The organism is Mongoliitalea sp. (assembly GCF_054166905.1).
Window position 1 is genome coordinate 12,227 of record NZ_JBSZCK010000005.1, and the last position, 20,187, is coordinate 32,413.

21 protein-coding genes are annotated in these 20,187 nt (G+C 43.9%); 19 read left to right on the forward strand and 2 right to left on the reverse strand.

Features of this window, described 5'->3' with window-relative positions; translation table 11 throughout:
- Positions 1-37 precede the first annotated feature (37 nt).
- Positions 38-2,116 (reverse strand): glycoside hydrolase family 97 protein, encoded by a 2,079-nt coding sequence (locus ACXIUD_RS01360; protein ID WP_458050843.1) that lies wholly within the window; start codon positions 2,114-2,116, stop codon positions 38-40.
- 219 nt (positions 2,117-2,335) lie between these two features.
- Between ACXIUD_RS01360 and ACXIUD_RS01365 the strand changes: the two genes are divergently transcribed.
- Positions 2,336-2,737 carry a hypothetical protein gene (locus tag ACXIUD_RS01365; protein WP_458050844.1) on the forward strand — a complete coding sequence of 134 codons (402 nt, stop codon included), beginning with the start codon at positions 2,336-2,338 and terminating at the stop codon, positions 2,735-2,737.
- A gap of 370 nt (positions 2,738-3,107) precedes the next feature.
- The gene (locus tag ACXIUD_RS01370; RefSeq protein WP_458050845.1) at positions 3,108-3,260 is read left to right on the forward strand and encodes a hypothetical protein; all 153 of its coding nucleotides are present in this window, start codon (positions 3,108-3,110) and stop codon (positions 3,258-3,260) included.
- 56 nt (positions 3,261-3,316) lie between these two features.
- Here ACXIUD_RS01370 and ACXIUD_RS01375 read toward each other — a convergent pair whose 3' ends face one another.
- On the reverse strand, positions 3,317-4,225 hold the full coding sequence (locus ACXIUD_RS01375; protein WP_458050846.1) for a helix-turn-helix domain-containing protein: 909 nt from the start codon (positions 4,223-4,225) through the stop codon (positions 3,317-3,319).
- A 266-nt stretch (positions 4,226-4,491) separates the two neighbouring features.
- On the opposite strand from ACXIUD_RS01375, the gene ACXIUD_RS01380 reads away from it, so the two are divergent.
- The 17 genes from ACXIUD_RS01380 (at position 4,492) to ACXIUD_RS01460 (ending at position 20,164) form a co-directional block, all read left to right on the forward strand.
- On the forward strand, positions 4,492-5,736 hold the full coding sequence (locus ACXIUD_RS01380; protein WP_458050847.1) for a cytochrome P450: 1,245 nt from the start codon (positions 4,492-4,494) through the stop codon (positions 5,734-5,736).
- Between the two features lie 37 nt (positions 5,737-5,773).
- The gene (locus ACXIUD_RS01385; protein WP_458050848.1) at positions 5,774-6,853 is read left to right on the forward strand and encodes a PEP/pyruvate-binding domain-containing protein; all 1,080 of its coding nucleotides are present in this window, start codon (positions 5,774-5,776) and stop codon (positions 6,851-6,853) included.
- 31 nt (positions 6,854-6,884) lie between these two features.
- Entirely contained in the window at positions 6,885-8,711 is a 1,827-nt protein-coding gene (locus tag ACXIUD_RS01390) for a PEP-utilizing enzyme (protein ID WP_458050849.1), read from the forward strand.
- The gene (locus ACXIUD_RS01395; RefSeq protein WP_458050850.1) at positions 8,708-9,316 is read left to right on the forward strand and encodes an HD domain-containing protein; all 609 of its coding nucleotides are present in this window, start codon (positions 8,708-8,710) and stop codon (positions 9,314-9,316) included. Before ACXIUD_RS01390 ends, ACXIUD_RS01395 begins: the two co-directional genes overlap by 4 nt.
- A 2-nt stretch (positions 9,317-9,318) precedes the next feature.
- Entirely contained in the window at positions 9,319-10,746 is a 1,428-nt protein-coding gene (locus ACXIUD_RS01400; RefSeq protein ID WP_458050851.1) for an aldehyde dehydrogenase family protein, read from the forward strand.
- Between the two features lies 1 nt (position 10,747).
- Positions 10,748-11,350, forward strand: coding sequence for an HD domain-containing protein (locus ACXIUD_RS01405; protein WP_458050852.1), 603 nt, complete (start codon positions 10,748-10,750; stop codon positions 11,348-11,350).
- Positions 11,350-12,096: an SDR family NAD(P)-dependent oxidoreductase gene (locus tag ACXIUD_RS01410; protein WP_458050853.1), complete on the forward strand. Its 747-nt coding sequence runs from the start codon at positions 11,350-11,352 to the stop codon at positions 12,094-12,096. The genes ACXIUD_RS01405 and ACXIUD_RS01410 overlap by 1 nt, the downstream gene beginning before the upstream one ends.
- An 18-nt stretch (positions 12,097-12,114) precedes the next feature.
- The gene (locus ACXIUD_RS01415; RefSeq protein WP_458050854.1) at positions 12,115-13,302 is read left to right on the forward strand and encodes a cytochrome P450; all 1,188 of its coding nucleotides are present in this window, start codon (positions 12,115-12,117) and stop codon (positions 13,300-13,302) included.
- 21 nt (positions 13,303-13,323) lie between these two features.
- Positions 13,324-13,644, forward strand: coding sequence for a 2Fe-2S iron-sulfur cluster-binding protein (locus ACXIUD_RS01420; RefSeq protein ID WP_189580163.1), 321 nt, complete (start codon positions 13,324-13,326; stop codon positions 13,642-13,644).
- 73 nt (positions 13,645-13,717) lie between these two features.
- Positions 13,718-14,932, forward strand: coding sequence for an NAD(P)/FAD-dependent oxidoreductase (locus ACXIUD_RS01425; protein ID WP_458050855.1), 1,215 nt, complete (start codon positions 13,718-13,720; stop codon positions 14,930-14,932).
- A gap of 1 nt (position 14,933) precedes the next feature.
- Entirely contained in the window at positions 14,934-15,719 is a 786-nt protein-coding gene (locus ACXIUD_RS01430) for an alpha/beta fold hydrolase (protein ID WP_458050856.1), read from the forward strand.
- The gene (gene pcaC, locus ACXIUD_RS01435; RefSeq protein WP_458050857.1) at positions 15,716-16,087 is read left to right on the forward strand and encodes a 4-carboxymuconolactone decarboxylase; all 372 of its coding nucleotides are present in this window, start codon (positions 15,716-15,718) and stop codon (positions 16,085-16,087) included. The genes ACXIUD_RS01430 and pcaC overlap by 4 nt, the downstream gene beginning before the upstream one ends.
- Before the next feature lie 10 nt (positions 16,088-16,097).
- On the forward strand, positions 16,098-16,802 hold the full coding sequence (pcaH, locus tag ACXIUD_RS01440; protein ID WP_458050858.1) for a protocatechuate 3,4-dioxygenase subunit beta: 705 nt from the start codon (positions 16,098-16,100) through the stop codon (positions 16,800-16,802).
- The gene (gene pcaG, locus ACXIUD_RS01445) at positions 16,795-17,376 is read left to right on the forward strand and encodes a protocatechuate 3,4-dioxygenase subunit alpha (RefSeq protein ID WP_458050859.1); all 582 of its coding nucleotides are present in this window, start codon (positions 16,795-16,797) and stop codon (positions 17,374-17,376) included. The genes pcaH and pcaG overlap by 8 nt, the downstream gene beginning before the upstream one ends.
- A 1-nt stretch (position 17,377) precedes the next feature.
- Positions 17,378-18,199 (forward strand): CoA transferase subunit A, encoded by an 822-nt coding sequence (locus ACXIUD_RS01450; RefSeq protein WP_458050860.1) that lies wholly within the window; start codon positions 17,378-17,380, stop codon positions 18,197-18,199.
- Entirely contained in the window at positions 18,189-18,953 is a 765-nt protein-coding gene (locus tag ACXIUD_RS01455) for a CoA-transferase subunit beta (protein WP_458050861.1), read from the forward strand. Before ACXIUD_RS01450 ends, ACXIUD_RS01455 begins: the two co-directional genes overlap by 11 nt.
- An 8-nt stretch (positions 18,954-18,961) precedes the next feature.
- A complete protein-coding gene (locus ACXIUD_RS01460) occupies positions 18,962-20,164 on the forward strand; it encodes a 3-oxoadipyl-CoA thiolase (RefSeq protein WP_458050873.1) in 1,203 nt (400 codons plus the stop codon).
- Positions 20,165-20,187 lie beyond the last annotated feature (23 nt).

A 20,187-nucleotide genomic window follows, 5' to 3' on the forward strand; every position in this document is an offset into this window, starting at 1 on the left:
AGCCTCCTTAGGGGAGGTTTATTTATGGTATAGTGGGCTACTTTTTTGTAAGTTGGACAGCGAATCCACCTGTTGCCCTCATTGTAAGGTCTAAGGTCCCTGAATTGGTAACCTGATAGCTTGTAATCAGGTAAGCTCCTGGATATTTTTGATAATCGGTGTCTTCAGTATCTGCGTAGACAATAGCTTCATATTCCCCTTCTCCAAGAAAATCCAAGTTGATACTTACTTTTCTTTCTGTTTCATCAGTAATACCTCCCACAAACCAATCCTCTTCTTTTTGTCGGGCCATCACTACAAATTCACCAATACGAGCATCCAGTACTTTCGTGTCATCCCAGTCTACGGGTACCTGACGGATAAACTCAAATGCAGGATGTCCCTCATAATTTTCAATCATATCCGCTGCCATTTGCATAGGGCTGTAAAGAATCACATAATGAGCCAATTGTCTTGCCAAGGTGCTGTGCATTCTGCCTTTGGTTTCCAGTCCATCCAATTCATTCCAAAGCGTCATTTGATCAGCGAAATTCTCGAATTTGAGATCAAAAATTCCGGGTGTATAATCTAGTGGACCAGAAAGCATACGAGTAAATACCAAGGTTGGCGTATGGTTTGGAGGGTTCCCTCTGGACCAGGCATTCCATTCCATTCCTCGAACACCTTCCCTTGTCATCAGATTTGGATAGGTTCTGCGGAGCCCCGTGTCTTTAATGGGCTCGTGGATATTGACCATAATGCCTCTCTTGGCTGCTTCTTCTACAACCTTCTGATGATGCCTGACCATGAATTGGCCCTGATGGAAATGCCCTTCTGGACGCATAGTACCAGCATAACCTGTTTTGATCGCTTTGACACCATGCTGTTCGTATAAGTCCAAGGCTGCCTCTAAATTCGCCTCATAAGAAAGTACTTGACCTCCAGTTTCATGATGGCCGATAATCTCTACTCCCTTGGAGCGGGCATAGTCAGTGACCGCTTTCAGGTCAAAATCATCGTATGCAGTCTGAAAATCAAAGTTGTCGTCCTGATACCAGCTTTCCCATCCTGTATTCCATCCTTCGACTAAGACACCTCTAATATTATTGGCAGCCGCAAAATCGATGTAACGCTTAGTATTTTCAGTTGTTGCGCCGTGTCTACCGCCTTCCTTCCCCCAGGTTTCTATTCCCAGATGCATACTCCACCAAATGCCTACATATTTCATGGGTTCGATATAATCCGTACGTTCCAGCTTATTATCTTCATTGAGGTTGAGGATCAAAGAAGAGGTGACCAAATCTCCCGCTGTTTCACTCAGTTGAATGGTTCTCCAAGGCGTAGTTAAAGGAGCGGTGGTCCGAACCTTAATTCCGTCTGGCCAAGGGACTAAGTTAGCTTTGAACTTATGACCTTCTTGTCTCAATAGGGTCATTCCAGCATAATCCATCAACGCGGCTTCATGAATGCTTAAAAACATGTTATCTCTCGCCTGCATGGTTAGGGGGGTATGCGCAGAGTTTTTCGGGAATCCACCTGTAGAATGTGTATGGGAATTGAAATCATTTTCAATTTCTCCAATTTTGCTTACTGGACTTTTGGTGTATAATAATTCATAGGTATCATAGTTTCCTTCAATCCACCAAGCAATAAAGTCTTCCGATAAGTTAAACTCTGTAATTTCGTCCATTATAAAGAGACTGTCCCCCAAACTCTCTTGTGCAGGGATATGGTATCGGAATCCTAAACCATCATTAAAGAGCCTGAACTCTAACTGATATTGAACACCTTCTTCCTCAAGCTCTATTACATAGCCATTGTGATGGTCTAGAAATTCAGCCTTTTCTCCCCAGAGAGGTTTCCATGTTCTTTCTACCTCCGTTTCTTTAATGGAGCTGATTGTTGCGTTTTTGCCGATTTCAAAATCCTGAAAAACTATGCCCAATGCACTGCTATTGATAATAGGGATTTCATTGAATCGTACTTGATACATGGGCTCCCCTGTACTTACATCCAGCATAAGCCTGATTTTGCCATCAGGCGATTGCATGCTTAGTTGTTGCTTTGCTGAGTTGGTGCAGGAGAATAGCAAGATTAAAAAGGCAAAAAAGATAGAATTGTGATCACGGTATCGCATACGTTTCGGTTTTTTGTTCTAACGTTCATTTGATAGTATGCTAAAATAGCTAAAAATGAAGGGCTTTCATAGGAATAATTAGGACTAATTGGGCTTTTGGTTTAGGAGGAAATACTTTTTTTGGGAGTGTTTGAACGTAAAAAAAGAAACTTAATGTTTGGTTAAGATTTTTTTAACAAAAAGGTTATTTTTATCCAGTGGTTTCAAAACTAATTTAATATGCTGAAAACGATAAAAATTTTTACAGGTTCGATTGCTCTCGTAATGGTAGCTACCTTTTTGTATATCTTTGATCCTACTGATTTTGAGGGGACTGTTAATCAGTTGAAATTTACTGGTGTCTTTGGTACTGAAGTTCAGATGGAAAATCTCAAAAGTATTGAATTGATCGATCAAGTTCCTCCAATCAATCATCGCACTAATGGTGTTGCGGTAGGTCCGCTAAAAAAGGGTTTATTCATTATGGAGGGATTCGGTAGTACAAGACTATTGATTCATTCAAGTCAAGGCCCATTTTTAAAAATCACCCCTATAGATGGGGATGCCTTGATTCTTAACTATAGCAAAAAAGAGCGCACAGAATTAATTTATACGGCTATTCAAGCCTTACGAAAATCCTAAATCAACCATCAGATTCTTGTAAAACTAGTTTGGGATAAGCCCATCTGTTTTAAAAAAAGTTGACGCATACCAGCCTAATTCATAATTGTTAATCTTGAATTAATCAATTTTGTTGTTTAGTAAGCAATACTAGTATTGTTTACTAAACAACAAGAGTCTGTTTTTGCGGAAAATAACTCCTTATGATATCCAAGCATTTGGTAGGGGAAGTCGCTAAAAGCCAAAAAGGAATTTGTATAAAAAATCGTTGGGACTCGAGCGGTCAGAGTTGGTAGATTATTCGCTCCTTCAAAGCCACGCGCTGATCATATCTGGTATCAGACGTTGTGGTAAAAGTACCTTATCGGTTCAAGTATGTTGGGATCTAACTATGGACAACCTCAAACGAGAGTTAGGTGGTCTATGGGAGGCCATGCGCTTTTTCGACCATAAAGAAGCCATGTTGGTAACATTTAATCAGGAGGAGGATGAATTTGAACAGGAAGGATATATAATCAAGGTGATACCGTTTCATCGATTGTAAGTTTAAAGAAATGAATATGAATAGGTGCAAGGGAAGTTGGATTGCTTCATTGAGGATTAGGTAACCTCTACACTATCCCTAAATTCAGAGGGGCTTTTACCCATGAATTTTTTGAAAAAACGGGAGAAATAAGCTGGATCTTCAAATTTCAGTTTATAGCTAATCTCTGCAATGCTGTAATCGGTTTGCTCCAAGTATCGAATAGATTCGTTGAGGATAAATTCGTGAATGACTTGCATGGGAGATTTGGAGGCTACCGCTTGGCAAACACGATTGAGGTGTACGGTTGAAATCCCCATTTTGTCCGCTAAGGATGCTACGGTTAGTTTTTTGTCAGGATTTTCTCCTTTAAAGAGGCGATTGCTGTAGTATCGCTTGATTTGAGTCATGAAGGCTCTGAAAAACTTGATGTTGGTATTGACTACTTTGTAGGTGTTGTGTCGGTTTTCCAAAATCATTCGGTAAAACTCCACGAAAAGGATGGATAAATAAGATTTGATAGCCAAGGACTTTCCTTGATACTCGGTGAGCAGTTCATTATTGGCTCTTCTGAAAAGCCGGGACATCAAGCCAAAGCGTTCATTGTTCCAACTACTAAAGATTACCCGAGGCTTTTCGATTTCTAACAAAACATGGGGCTGGGGATTAAGAATTTCTTCAACAAACTCATCAGAAAGTGTGAGCACCATTCCTTTAATATCAGGGGTAAACAAATATCCATGCAAAGTATTCGCAGGCATGGCAATCAGGCAGGGTTCATTTATGTGTTGAACTGTAGGACCGCAGGTAAATTCAAATGATCCTTCCTCGATAATGACAAATTGATACAATCGATTATGCAAATGGGGCTTAATGACCCAATCATGATTTCGGCTGCGAGCCTCGATGGATTCACAGTGGATAAATTCAGGTAAGACCTCTTGTTGTGACTCTCCATATAAGACATAGTTTTCAATTTTCTTCATGTGGGGCCTTGTTTAAAAGTGCAAATTGCAATTTGATGTTCTTTTGTTGGTATAAGCGCTGTTTTTCTGTTCTGAAGCTTCGATTCAACTGATAATTATCAGGTTTACCCTACATAATTGGGAATTCCAGTTTGGAAGCTTTGATTGAATAGTTTTTGATTTTTTCGCCTCATGTAATAAAAGTACAAGTAATATTTTAAAATCAATGGATACAAGCCAGGAATTGATGGGATATTGCAGAGAATTCTTCATAAACCCAAAACAACATGAATGCAGGAATCGAAAATTGTCCTTATCACAAGGAATTAAACGCTGCCTACAAGCCCTTTGATCTTACAGATCCATTTCCTTTTTACAAAAAGGTGAGGGAAACATGTCCGATTTTTTACAGTGAGGAGCTTGGCTATTATGTAGTTTCCAAGTATGAAGACATCAAAGCAATTTTTGGGAACTGGCAAGCTTTCAGTTCCGAGAATGCACAAAGTCCTTTCAAGCCAATTGCGGCGAAAGCGAAGGCTCTGATGGATTCCGCTGGTTTGGTTGGACTTTCCGGTCTTTCGGGACGTATACCACCAGACCATACCCGCATCCGAAGAATTGTCAGCATGGCATTCAATCTTGCAAGAATCAAAAAGCTGGAGCCAGCTATTCGTGAGATTGCCATTCGCATGATTGAAGAAATGAAGGAGGGTAAATCTGAAGCCGAATTGGTATCGGCCTTAGCTTATGATTTGCCAGCCTTGGTGATTTTCAAATTATTGGGGGTGCCCGATAGTGATGTGGCGCAGGTGAAAAGTTGGGCGGAAAGTCGCCTTCTATTGACTTGGGGGGATTTGGATGAAGATGCACAAATGACGCATGCCGAAAATATGATCCGCTACTGGAATTATTGCCAAAAGCTGGTCAGTGATAGAAAGAATAACATGCAGGATGATCTCCCAGGTGATTTGGTGACTTTACAGTCAGAAGGGCATGAAATCACCGATCGTGAAATCGCGGCCATCTGCTACAGTCAGTTGTTTGCCGGTCACGAAACGACTACCTCCCTTATTGGGAATGGTGTGAGAGAACTTTTGGTCCACAGAGAAAGCTGGGAAGCTATCAAGAAAAATCCAACTTTGATTCCAAAGGCCGTGGATGAAATATTGAGATATTCACCATCTATCCTTTCTTGGAGAAGAAAATGCAAAATAGCTACCGAAGTAGGTGGAATTTTGATTCCGGAAGGAGCCGATATATTGATGGTTATGGGGTCTGGCAACAGGGATGAGGCCATGTATGAAAACGGAGAAAACTTCGATATTGAGCGGGCCAATGCAGGGACACATTTGTCTTTCGGTAGTGGAATACACTTTTGCTTAGGTTCTCCTCTGGCTAAATTGGAATTCAAGGTGGTATTGGAAGAACTGACTGCAAGGATTCCAACACTTCAATTAAAGCCTGGACAGACATTCACTTTTGCTCCCAACACCTCATTCAGAGCACCTCAGGGCCTTCAGGTTCAGTGGTAATCATCAAATTTCACTTACACTACTAAACAATTATACCATGCAACCCACTTATAGCCTGTTTTTCAAAGATGCTAAGCCTGAGCAATTAGAGAGTCTCGGAGGTAAAGGAAAAAGCTTAGCCATCATGTCACAAGCAGACCTGCCGGTACCACAAGGTTTCTGTGTAACCACAGATGCATTTGTGGCTTTTATCCAGGACTTGATGACTGCCAAAGGACTTTTTGCTTCCTTGGCAAAGTTAGATACCAAAAATATGAATGCCCTTGATAGACTTTCTGAAGAAATCAGGGGTCAGATACTCAACAAAGCAGTGGCAGGGGATATTCAGCAAGCCATTACAGCAAGTTATCATCAGCTTTGCAGCATGTACGGTAAGGAGGGAGATCTTCCAGTAGCCGTTCGTTCCTCTGCTACAGCAGAAGACTTACCGGACGCGAGCTTTGCCGGTCAGCAGGATACCTATCTCTGGGTAGTAGGTGAAGAAGAGGTGTTAAGCCATATCAAAATGTGTTGGGCTTCCTTATACACAAGCCGAGCCATTGCTTACAGAAAAGATCACAATATTCCAGAAGAAGATATACACATGAGCGTGGTCATTCAAAAAATGGTCAATGCCAGAGTAGCGGGAGTCACCATGACACTCAATCCAAGTAATGGAGATCGGACCAAAATTGCGATCGAAGCTTCCTATGGTTTGGGAGAAAGTGTGGTGTCAGGGACTGTGACGCCTGATAATTACCTCATGGATAAAGTGATTTTTGAATTGGTAGCATCTACCATTCACGACAAAAAAACTGCCCTTATCCCAGATCCCGAAAACAGAAAAGTAGTCGAAGTTGAAATTGACCCTGTCAAAGCGGGAGAGGCTTGCCTTACGCGGGATGAGCTGATTTACATCAGCAAAATTGCCAAGCGAATCGAAAAACATTACGGCTGTCCTCAGGACATCGAATGGGCCTTGGATGCAGATGCGGAAGGTGAGGATGCGTTCACTTTGCTGCAATCTAGGCCAGAGACCGTGTGGTCCAACAAAAAAACAGAAACGAAGAAACACTACATGTCCGGTATGCAAGGACTGGTAGGTTCCCTGATTAATCCTTTGAGTGCAAAAAAATAACATAACCCAAACATTAACAATTCACACCATTATGACCGACAAGAAGAAAAAATTCATCAGTCCTTACGAGCATGCTGCTCCTAAGGGATCTGAAGGTTGGAAGGAGTTATATCCTTATTTCCTCGTATTTCAAGAGCAGTTAAAAGCGCAGGAAGAAGATAAATTCTTTTTCTGTGATTCCCAACACTGGCCCAATGTCTTCAAGCCATTTGATGCCATGACAGTGGAGTTTGCTGTGAAGTGTCTCTCGCAATACAATTCCAGACACTACGTCATTCCACCAGCCAATGGGGTGGATTTCAAAATTCACAATGGGTATTGCTATATGAGCCCGGTAGCTGTCAGCCCGGAATTAATAGAGGGAAGAGTTCCTGAATTCATGGAAAGGGCAGGCTATTATTTCCAAAACTGGAATGAGTTGCTCGAAAACTGGCACAAGAAAGTAAAACGTGTCATCGATGATATGGAGGCCATTCATTTTGAGCCTTTGCCTGAGCGCGTAGACATTCAGTGGATTAAAGACGGCGTAGGATTGGACCCTACCTTTCATTTGATTAATGACTACAATAAGCTGATTTCCCTGTGCTACGAAACCTGGCAATACCACTTTGAATTTTTGAACTTGGGTTATGCTGCCTACTTAGATTTCTTTGGATTCTGCAAGGAAGTTTTTCCCGGAATTCCTGATTTGTCGGTTGCTAAAATGGTACAAGGTATTGATGTTGACCTTTTCAGACCAGATGATGAATTGAAGAAATTGGCTAAGCTGGCGGTTTCCTTGAACTTAACCAAATGCTTTGAAAAGAAAGATGTCAATGAGGCACTTCACTGCATCGCTCTGGAGGAAAATGGTGGTCAGTGGTTGCAGGCTTGGGAGAAAGCCAAGCACCCTTGGTTTAACTATACATCAGGCAATGGCTTCTACTCTTCGGATAAGTATTGGATTGAGCATTTGGATATTCCTTATGGGTATTTGAAGAATTATGTAGAGAAATTGCAAAGAGGTGAAGTCATTGACAGACCTACCGAAGCCTTGGAAGCAGAGCGGGACCGCATCACTATGGAATACGCTGAATCCTTAGATGATGAGGCAAGAGCAATTTTTGAAGGAAAATTAGGTCTTGCACGGGTAGTATTCCCTTATGTAGAGAACCATAACTTCTATATTGAGCATTGGGCGATGGGAGTTTTCTGGAGAAAAACCCGTGAACTCAGCCGCATGCTGAAGGAACAAGGATTCTGGCAGCAAGAATCGGATATGTACTATTTCCGAAGAGAAGAAATCCTTCAAATCCTGTTTGACTACGGCAATAGCTGGGCAGTTGGTGTTCCTGCTGTTGGTCCTGCTGTGTTGCAAGAAGAAATTAACCGAAGAAAGAAAATTGTAGATGCATTGGCGACGGCACCGCCTCAACCGGCATTCAATAATCCTCCAAAAGTAGTGACCGAACCATTCACCATCATGCTGTGGGGAATCACCACAGAGGCTGTAGAGTCTTGGTTGGGTGGAGACGAAAAATCAGGACACATGAAAGGAATGGCAGCTTCTCCAGGATTGGTAGAAGGCTATGCCCGCATCATCAACGATGCTTCTGAGCTTGATCAATTGAAGCAAGGTGAAATCCTTGTCACAAGAGTGACTGCTCCAAGTTGGGCGCCTGTATTCAACAAAATTGTAGCTACCGTAACAGATATCGGAGGTATGATGTCTCACGCAGCCATTGTCTGCAGAGAGTACGGATTGCCGGCAGTGACCGGAACAGGTTCCGCTTCAACACAAATCAAAACTGGTATGAAAATACGGGTAGATGGAGGCAAAGGAACAGTTGAGATTTTAGAAGAATTAGTCGAAGCATGATGGTTCACCCCCTTCATAGGCCAGCGTATGCGGCTATCTTCAAAGCAGCAGAAAAGTATATGCGCGTCCGTAAAAACGACGTGCATATACCCCTCTCGTATCGCTTTGCACTGGAATTACTGGAGCATTATCCAGCGGTAGATCATGAAGTAGCAGCAGCAGGGATTATTCTACATGATATTGGCTGGTATGCCATTGATGAGGAAGAAATCTTTGCCAAAGGTTTTTCAGGTCCAGATTTGTTAACTTCGGATGTTCGCTATCTACACGAATCTGAAGGAGTTAAGTATGCGAAGCCACTCTTGGCAGGACTTGGCTATCAGGAGGAATTCATCGAAAAGGTGTGCACCATCATCGATGGACACGATACCCGAAAGTTTGCCAAATCCAAAGAAGATGAAATCGTAAGGGATGCAGATAAATTATGGCGATTTGCGGTGACCGGTGTAAGTGTGGCCTGTGATTGGTTTAAAATGACACCTTCTCAGTATGCACAGCGCTTGGAAGATACCAATATCGAGCAATTGCACCTGCCCGAATCCATTGCGATTGCTAAGAGAGAATTGACCATCACACGAGCACTTTTGCTCTCAGATGTATTGTAAGGATGAAAAATTATATCAACGGACAAACCGTTTCTTATAGCCAAGCACGTATGGAGGTTCTTAACCCAGCAGATGGAACGGTACTCGATACCGTTTGTCGCTCGGGTGAAGCGGATGTACAGGCAGCGGTGGAGGCAGCTTCTTCGGCTTTTGAAAGTTGGAAGCAGAGGCCTATGCAGGAACGAGTTTCTCTTCAGAAGAACCTAGCAGCAGCCATGCGCAAGCAGAGTACTGAAATTGGAAAGCAACTTTCCTTGGAGTTGGGAAGGCCGCTTTCGGCATGTATCCATGAAGTCAACCGAAGTGCTGAATTATTGGACTATTATGCGGAAGAAGCCTTGCGCATGAAAGGTTATTTCCCTTTGACCAATGTGGCGGGCGAAAAAGTCTTGGTCACAAGAGAACCCATCGGTGTAGTAGTAGCGATCACTCCCTTCAACTATCCGATTACCCTGCTCACTTTCAAAATGGGAGCAGCCTTAGTCATGGGATGCACCTTGGTGGCGAAGCCATCCGAGGATACACCTTTGAGTACCTTGGCTTTGGCAACTTGTTTTGAAGAAGCTGGATATCCAATAGGTGTTTTCAATGTCATTACGGGATATGGTAGAGAGATTGGTGATGCCTTAGTTTCTCATCCGAAAGTTGCCAAAATTGCTTTCACGGGAGGAACTTCCACAGGAGCACACATTGCAGGGGTAGCTGCCCGAACACATAAAAGAATAACCTTAGAATTGGGAGGGCAATCTCCTGCCATTCTTTGTGAAGATGCAGACTTGGATATCGCTGTTCCAGCCATCGTCAAACACGGCTTTGCGAATACAGGGCAGTTTTGTTATCGTGTCAATAGAGTCTATGTACATAAAAATTTGTACCCAGCATTTTGCGAAAAAATGAAAGCAGCAACCGAAAAGTTGACGCTTGGATTGGGTATTGAAGATGCCTGCGATCTAGGTCCCATGGTCAATGAGAAAATCTATGCTAATGCATTCCAACAGATTGAAGATGCCCAAAGCAAGGGTGCGAATATCCTGACTGGAGGCAAGCGCAGAACTGGCGGAATCTATGAGAAGGGCTTTTTCTTGGAACCCACCTTGATTGCAGCTGCAACAGCTGATATGAAAATCATGCGGGAGGAAACCTTCGGACCAGTTATTGGCATAGCAGCTTTTGATGATTTGGAGGAAGCGATACAGGAGGCCAATGCCTCGGTTTACGGATTAGCGGCCTATATCTTCAGCGCCAATATTGGGACAGGCTTACGCATAGCAGAGCAATTGCAAGCAGGTTCGGTGTGGGTCAATAATATCCAACGCTCCTATCACTCGGTCCCTTTTGGAGGGATGAAACAAAGTGGGATCGGTCGTGAAAAAGGAATTCATGGTTTGGAAGAATATACCGAATTGAAGACCATTTATCTGAATTATTGAAATGGAAATCCTTCAAGAAAACCATAGGGCTATTTGGGAAGATGCGAAAGAGTTTCTTCAAATCAGGGACAATGATGTGCATACCCTCCATTCTTACCAATTGGTGAAGTTGCTTTTGCAATGGTACCCGAAAGCAGATGCAGAAGTGTGCCTTTTGGCGATGATGTTGCATGATACTGGATGGAGTAAAATTCCAGCAGATAAAATATTAAAGGCCTTTGGGCCCAATAATCAATATCCCGAATTGACCCGTGCGCATGAAGTATATGGGGTGGAAATCGCCTCAGCGCTTTTGGAGCAACATGGATATTCTCAAGAGTTTATCGCACATGTAGCAGCCATTATAGATGGACACGATACCACTGCGGAGGTACGTTCCTTTGAAGATTCCATCGTCAAGGATGCGGATAAGCTTTGGAGATATACTCCTCATGGTATTAGTACCATTGGGAAATGGTTTGAAATCGGGAAAGCGGAGGTTTTGGAAATTTTGGATGGACATGTCCTGCCAAAATTGCTCACCTCACAAGGAAAATGGTTGGCAAAATCCTTTTTGGAGATTGCTTACACAGAAATGAATGCGGAAAAGTTAATCAAACAGTGATGGATTTAAATTTTAAAGGAAAAACAGTCATCATCACAGGGGCTGCCATAGGTCTAGGAAGGGCATTTGCGGAAGCGTTTCTAGAAAGAGGTGCTCAAGTGGCCATCTGTGACATTAATTTGGAAGCAGCGCAACAGACAGCCATTGAATTAGGGGCATCTGCCTTGGCTTATGCCATGGATGTCAGCAATGCTACTCAAGTGGAAGAAGTGATTGCAGCAATTCATAAGAGCTTCGGTTCTATTGATGTTTTGGTTAACAATGCCGCCATGTATGGTAATTTGAGCCGAGCGCCTTTCTATGAAATTTCAGAAAAGGAATGGGATAAGGTGATGCAGGTCAATATCAAAGGTCCCTGGTTGTTGGCAAAAGCCTGTTTTCCCTATATGAAGGAAAACGGTGGCAAAATCGTCAATATCAGTTCGGCTACCTTTATGTCCGGGTCGCCTAATTGGTCCCATTATGTGAGTTCAAAAGGAGCAGTTATCGGGCTTACCCGAACGCTTGCCAAAGAATGTGGACCATTCAATATCAATGTCAATGCAGTAGCCCCTGGGTTTACCTTGACGGAAGCCAGTCTTTCCATCATGGAAAATGCCGCTACCTATGGAGTGGACAGGGGGAGTATCAAAAGAAGTTCAAGCTCCGAAGATATCGTGGGGACAGTTTTGTACCTCAGCAGTTCGCTGGCAGCCTATGTCACCGGACAAACCATCGTCGTTGATGGAGGAAAACAATTCATTTAACAATAAAATCATAGCCACATGGAAACCATCACCGAAAAGAAATTTCAGTTTAATCCATATAGTCCAATCATGGACGCAGATCCTTTCCCTTTTTATAAGACCTTGCGGGACGAGCACCCTTGCTTTTGGTCCGATGATGTCAACATGTGGATTCTTTCCCGCTACGATGATATCAAAAGAGCTGGTGTAGAATGGGAAACCTTTTCTTCAAGCCAAGGGAATCTGGTGGATGAGCTTCCCGGACGGTCCGGTTCTACCCTAGGCACTACTGATCCTCCCCGTCATGACCGCTTGCGGAAACTCATCCAATCAGCCTTTGCCAAAAATAATTTGATGCACCTGATGGAGCCAACCAAGGAGTTGGTAACAGAGGTTTTGGACCGGGTGTTGGAAATGGGTTCGTTTGATTTTGTACAGGATTTTTCCAGTCAGATAACCGTAGGGACTTTATTTGCTATGATGGGTTTACCGGATGAGGATCATCATGAGGTTCGGAGAAATGTGATTTTGTCCATTCAATCAGACCAAGAGACTAGGCAAAAAGGCCCTGAACATATCGCTGGATTTAAGTTTTTGACCAACTATGTGGAAGATATTGTGCGTCAACGCAGAGCAGACCCGAAGGATGATTTGATTTCCCGGTTGATTTTGGCGGAGATTGACGGAGATAAATTAGAGGAAGCTGAAATCATCATGACCTCTGCTACCATTATTTTGGCAGGTGTGGAATCGCTTTCCAGTTTCTTGTCCATGATGGCCTACAATATGGCAACCTTCCCAGATGCCCGCAGGAGATTGGCGGCCGATGTAAGTTTGATGCCAAAAGCCATTGAAGAAACGCTCCGATACAATACCTCCGCACAGCGTTTCAAGCGGGTATTGACTAAAGATCTGGAGATGCACGGTCAGCAAATGAAAAAAGGTGATTTTGTCATGCTTTGCTACGGGTCAGCCAATAGAGATGAGCGCTTTTTCAGAAATCCAGATGTGTATGATTTGGAAAGAAATACCAGAGGGCATTTAGGATTCGGAGGCGGCGTGCATTTGTGTTTGGGTAATATGTTTGCTCGGATGATAACTACAATTGCGATGGGTGAATTTTTCACCAGAATACCTGAATACTACATAAGCGTGGAACAGTTGGATTGGAATCCATCTACCACCTTCCGATCACCGGTCAAATTACCTTTGACTATTGGGAAATAAACACATTTAAATTTTATCAATATGCCACAGATTACTTACATCGATTCAGACGGAAACAAGCACCAAGTAGAACTGCCTTTGGGCGCTACGATTATGGAAGGTGCGGTTCAAAACGACATTAAAGGAATTATCGCCGAGTGTGGAGGTTCCTGTATGTGCGCCACTTGTCATTGCTACATCGGCGAGGAATACCTCGACAAACTCCCTGAAATGGAAGAGGAAGAAGACGAAATGTTGGAGGGAGCGGTAGCACCGAGAACGGAAAGAAGCCGCTTAGGCTGTCAGGTTCGCATTAGCAATGCTTTAGATGGTTTGGTCGTAGAAATTCCGCAAGAACAATAAGCACATCAGCGGGGGTAGTAAGTAAATGCTACTATCTCCGCTATTCCCCAAGATACCACTCAATTCCATTCCCATGAAGAAAAATGTCATCATCATCGGTGCCGGCCACGCAGGTATACAGGCTGCTGCTTCCCTTCGCGAAGAGGGGTTTGAAGGGTCTATCTGTATTTTCTCAGAAGATGCGGATTTTCCCTATCAAAAACCACCCCTATCCAAAGGCTATTTGGATGGTTCCCAGCAAAAGAACAGCATCATGTTTCGCTCAGAAGCTTGGTATGAAAACAATCAGGTGGAGCTGAAATTGGGTGAGATTGTGGAAAAAGTAGATATTCCACAAAAGGCAATACAAGCAACTTCAGGGGTATATGTATTTGATTTCTTGGTTTTTGCTACGGGTGCATACAACAGAGAGTTAGCCATTCCTATCCAAGGAAAAGACCAACCGCTGTATCTACGCACTATGAAAGATGCTGATTACCTCAAACAAGCGCTGGACAAAGCAAGTGTTCAGGATGTATTGGTGATCGGAGGAGGGTTTATAGGATTAGAAATCGCAGCCTATGCGGCCAAATCCGGAAAAAAAGTAACTGTAGTGGAATACCAGCCTCGCCTCATGCAGCGCGTACTTCCCCCGATGTTAAGCGAGCATTTTGCGGCGAAACATCAGGAGTATGGTGTGAAATTATTGATGGGCATGGGTGTCCAATCCCTTCATCAGGAAGGGCGATGGACAGCCACACTTAGCAATGGAGAGGCCGTTTCAGCCGATAAAATTATAGTGGGTATAGGCGTTTTACCAGCACAGGCACTTGCGGAAGAAGCGGGAATTCGATGCAGCAATGGTATTGAAGTCAATGAATTTTGTGAAACATCCGTTGCTGGAATTTATGCCATCGGAGATTGTGCTCTACATCCCAATCCCTTTGCCAAAGGACAGTTAGTTCGCTTGGAGTCTGTACAAAATGCAGTTGACCAAGCTAAAGTCATCGCCGCAAGTATTTGTGGAAAGCCTACGACTTATCATCAAGTGCCTTGGTTTTGGACACATCAGTACAACCTCAAACTGCAAATGGCTGGCCTTTCCGAAGGCTATGACCAACTCCTCGTTCGGGGAAATGTTGCAGGAGATAAATTTTCTGTCTTCTATTTCAAAGCGCATCAATTAATAGCTGTGGACTCTATCAACAAACCCGCAGACCACTTGCAAGCAAGAAAATGGATACAGGCGGGCTACACGCCTGACCTTGAAAAACTGGCGGACGATTCCATCAAGTTAAACGAGTGTTGAGATGCAGGCGATTCGAATTCAAGATGCAACCATTCATTACGCTTTCAACAAAGGGGAGAAAGACCTAACCTTGGTTTTTATCAATTCCTTGGGGACAGATTTTCGCATTTGGGATGCCGTGATTGATGGCTTGGGTACCGAATTTGGATCACTCAGATTTGACAAAAGAGGCCATGGTCTCAGTAGCTTGGGAGCCATAGAAAAGGGCTGTATTTCCTTTTATGCTGATGATGTGATGGGGCTGTGTGAACAGTTGGGTTTGGATAAAATTGTGCTGGTTGGATTGTCCATTGGAGGCTTAATCAGCTTGGATATTTACCAGCGTTATGCTGAAAAAATTGCAGGAATTGTCTTTATGGATACTGCTCCAAAGATTGGGACGACGGAAGGATGGAACAATCGCATTGAAACCATCTCAAGCAATGGAATGCAAGTCTTAGCCCCTTCGATTTTGACCAATTGGTTTTCACCGAATTTTCAATTGGAGCATCCTGCCGCATTTACCTTGTATCAAGCCATGCTAGAACGGGCGGATGTTTTGGGGTATATGATTGCCTGTGAAGCAATTCGTGATGCTGACTACACCCAAATAGCTCAAGATATTTCCATTCCAGTAATCTGTATGGTAGGCGAGGAGGATAAATCAACTCCTGTGGCATTGGTTCAAGCCTTTGCCCAATTGATGAACTGTCCCTTGATTACAATTCCCGATTCAGGGCATTTACCCTGCGTGGATAACCCTGAGCGCACTACTGCCATTTTAAAAGATTTTATTTCAGCTTTATGAATTCAACAGATAAGTACCAAAAGGGCATGCAAACCCGCAAATCAGTTTTGGGGGAAGCTCATGTTGCCAAAGCGGAGGCTGCAAAAACATCTTTTGATGAGGGTTTTCAGCAATTCATTACCGAAACTGCTTGGGGTACAGTATGGTCCGCTGAGCACTTAACTAAGCGGGAACGCAGCATGATTACCATAGCGCTTCTGGCAGGGCTTGGACATGAAGAGGAATTGATACTGCATTTCAAAGCAACCCAGCAAACAGGAGCAAGCCTGGAAGATATCCGAGAAGTATTGATGCATGTGGCCATTTATGCGGGTGTACCAGCTGCCAATACTGCCTTTAGAATAGCCAAACAAGTCTTTAACCTTTAACAGCATGCATATGGATAATACTAAAAACCAACGTGATTGGACTAGCCATCCTCCCCTGATAGCTCCAGGCTATAAATCCACTATTTTCAGAGGGCCTTCTCAAAACCTGATTACCGTACCCGAATTGATGAAACCGAGTTCCGGACCCATCTTCGGTTTGGAGTCTGTGTCTCCACTCGATCATGATTTGACAAGGAATGGCATCAAAAACGGTGAACCGATAGGAGAACGGATTGTGGTGAGTGGTCGGGTTATGAATCAACATGGACAGCCTTTGAAAAATACACTCATTGAAGTGTGGCAGGCCAATGCTGCGGGAAGATATGTCCACAAGCGCGACCAACACCATGCCCCGTTAGACCCTAATTTCTTTGGTGCTGGTAGGTGCGTGACGAATGAAGAAGGTATTTTTAAGTTTTACACCATCAAGCCAGGAGCCTATCCTTGGGGAAATCATCCCAATGCCTGGAGGCCTAACCACATTCATTTCAGTGTATTCGGACCTAATATCGGTACACGCTTGGTCACCCAAATGTATTTTCCAGGAGACCCCTTGTTGGAGTACGATCCCATTTACTTGGCTGTTCCCGAAAAAGCCCGTGAGCGCTTGATTTCAACATTTGACCTAGGCTTGACAGAAGAAGGTTTCGCTTTGGGTTACCAATTTGACATCGTATTGAGAGGCAATCATTCAACCCCTTTTGAACATGAATAAGCTAGGACAAACCCCATCACAGACGGTAGGACCGTATTTTGCCTATGGTCTGACACCGGAGCAATATAAATTTGACCATAAAAGTTTGGCTACTCCTGTTTTACTAAATGCCAACCAAAATTCTAAAGATTTAATCCTCTTGAGAGGTAGAGTTTTTGACCTTCATGGAGCACCGGTGGACGATGCCATGATTGAAATCTGGCAGGTTGACCAGAAGGGCGTCTTTCGAACTGAACCCCATCAAGGATTTATTTCGATCGGTAGAATGGGGACTGGCACTCTAGATGGAAACTGTTATGAGTTTACCACCTGCATTCCGGCAGCGGAAAAGCAAGGTCAGGCACCTGCTATTCACATGATTGTCTTTATGCGAGGGTTGTTGAGTCATGTGTATACCCGTGTGTATTTCGAAGATTTTAAGGAACTCAATCAGGAAGACCCTTATTTGAAGTTGGTGGTAGAAGAGAGAAGAAGCACTTTGATTGCCAAAAAAGTACAAGAAAGGCCTGTTACGATTTACGAGTTCAATTTGTACATGCAGGGAGAAAAAGAAACGGTGTTTTTTGATTATTGATATGCAAACAAAGATACAAACATTGCAAGCGGCTATTGCTACTTATCTTTTCGATGGTGCTACGGTGGCTATGGAAGGATTTACGCATTTGATTCCCTTTGCGGCAGGACATGAAATTATCCGTCAGGGGTTCAAAAACCTGGAATTGGTTCGGATGACCCCGGATATGATTTATGACCAATTAATTGGAGCGGGATGTGTTCGGAAATTGAGATTTTCATGGGGAGGGAATCCAGGAGTGGGCTCGCTGTATCGACTGCGGGAAGCCATTGAAAAAGGCTATCCACAACCCTTGGAAGTCGATGAACATTCCCATGCCGCCATGGCTGCCGCCTATGCAGCTGGGGCTTCGGGGATGCCATGTGCTATCTTCAAAGGCTATTATGGAGCAGATTTGGCAAAAGTCAATCCTTCTATCAAAACGCTTTCATGTCCATTTACGGGAGAACGATTGGTGGCAGTACCTGCGATTCGACCTGATGTTACCATCATTCATGCCCAAAAAGCCTCCAAAAAAGGAGATGTTTCCCTAGAAGGAATCGTGGGTGTACAAAAGGAGGCTGTGTTAGCAGCCAAAGCAGCCATCGTCACCGTGGAGGAAATAGTCGATGAGTTACAGCCTTCCAACCCGAACGCGGTCATTTTACCTTCGTGGACGGTCAGTGCGGTGGTGCATGCGCCTGGAGGTGCCAAACCGAGTTATGCGCATGGGTATTATAGCCGCGATAACAAAGCTTACATGGCTTGGGAAGCGGTTTCGAAGGACCGAGAAAAATTTAATGAGTGGCTTCAGGAGTTAAAATCAACAGACTATGCAGTATAATTCAACAGAATTGATGACCGTTGTGGCATCGCGAATTTTAATGAATTCAGATGTATGCTTTGTGGGGATTGGATTGCCCTCAGCAGCTTGTAATCTGGCTAGATTGACCCATGCCCCTGATATTACGTTGATTTATGAATCTGGAACGATACAGACCAAGCCGGATGTGTTGCCATTGTCTATTGGGGATGGAGAATTGTGTGAAACGGCATTGACCACAGTATCAGTTCCTGAAATGTTCAGCTATTGGCTGCAAGGTGGTCGGATTACCGTAGGATTTTTAGGAGGTGCACAAATTGATAAGTTTGGCAATATCAATACTACCGTGGTAGGGGATTATCATAAACCTAAGGTTCGCCTTCCAGGTGGTGGTGGAGCTCCGGAAATCGCTGCGTTTTGTCATACCATTTACGTAATCATGAAGCAATCTCCTCGAGCTTTTGTAGATAAGGTGGACTTTATTACTTCTTTTGGCCACGGCGATGGTCCTGGTCAACGGAAAGCCATGGGCTTACAAACGAGTGGGCCATCTAAGATTATCACGGATTTATGCATCATGGAAACGGAAGAAGCTACCGGAGAATTTATCGTGACGTCCATTCATCCGGGTGTTGCCCGAGAGACCATTCAGGAGAATACAGGTTGGAAGGTACGGTATGCCGAAGAAGTTGCTGTTACCGAGGCTCCTGAGTTGGAGGAGTTAGATGCCTTGAGATTATTGAACGAAAAGACTAAACAAGCCCATCAAGGGTAATCAAAATGATACAAGACGTTTATATATGCGCATTTAAGCGAAGTGCTATAGGAAGATATGGAGGAGCTCTTTCTGGAGTTAGACCGGATGATTTAGCAGCAGCAGTGATCAAAGGAACTTTGGCTACCCTTCCCGATTTGGATCCTGCGGCTATAGACGATGTGATTTTTGGCTGCGCCAATCAAGCAGGAGAAGATAACCGCAGTGTGGCCCGCATGGCATCTTTGCTGGCAGGGCTGCCTACGAGCATTCCCGGCGGAACAGTCAATAGGCTCTGTGGTTCGGGTATGGATGCCATCTTAACCGGAGCTCGTATGATCAAATCCGGCGATGCTGACTTGGTAGTGGTAGGAGGAGTAGAGAGCATGTCAAGAGCACCCTTTATTATTCCGAAGGCTGATGCGGCTTTTTCCCGAAATATGAGCATAGAAGACAGTACGCTTGGGTATCGCTTTATCAACCCAGTATTGGATTCCTTGTATGGTTCTGATAGCATGCCGGATACGGCGGAAAATGTTGCAGAGATGTATCATATCAAGCGGGAAGACCAAGACCGCTTTGCTTTTGCTTCTCAGGAAAAATGTGCCGCTGCTCAACAATCGGAAAGGTTTGCACAGGAGATTTTAACCATCGAGGTGAAGGTCGGAAAATCCAAAGTCATCTTCGATCAAGACGAGCATCCACGAGCAGGAACAAGTTTGGAAAAGTTGAGTTCACTTCCTGTGCTATTTAGAAAAAATGGAACGGTAACTGCTGGTAATGCCTCCGGAATCAATGATGGAGCAGCCTGTTTGGTATTGGCTTCCGAAAAAGCCATTAAAAAGCATCAGCTAGAACCCATAGCCCGGATAATTACCGGAGCTGTAGCGGGTGTTCCTCCAAGAATCATGGGCATTGGTCCTGTACCTGCTACACAAAAACTATGGGCAAGAACTGGGTTATCCGATAAAGATTTTGATTTGTATGAATTCAATGAGGCATTTGCAGCACAGGCCTTGGCTTGTTTGCAGGAATTAGAGATTGCCTTTGATGACCCGCGGGTCAATGTAAATGGTGGAGCCATTGCACTGGGGCACCCGCTTGGGATGTCTGGTGCAAGAATTACTGGCACCTTAGCCCTCGAAATGCAGGCCAGAAAAGCCAAAAAAGGCTTGGCGACCATGTGCATAGGGGTCGGGCAGGGTATCAGCATTGCATTGGAATTGGTTTGACCTATTTGGGGAGCCGAATGTAA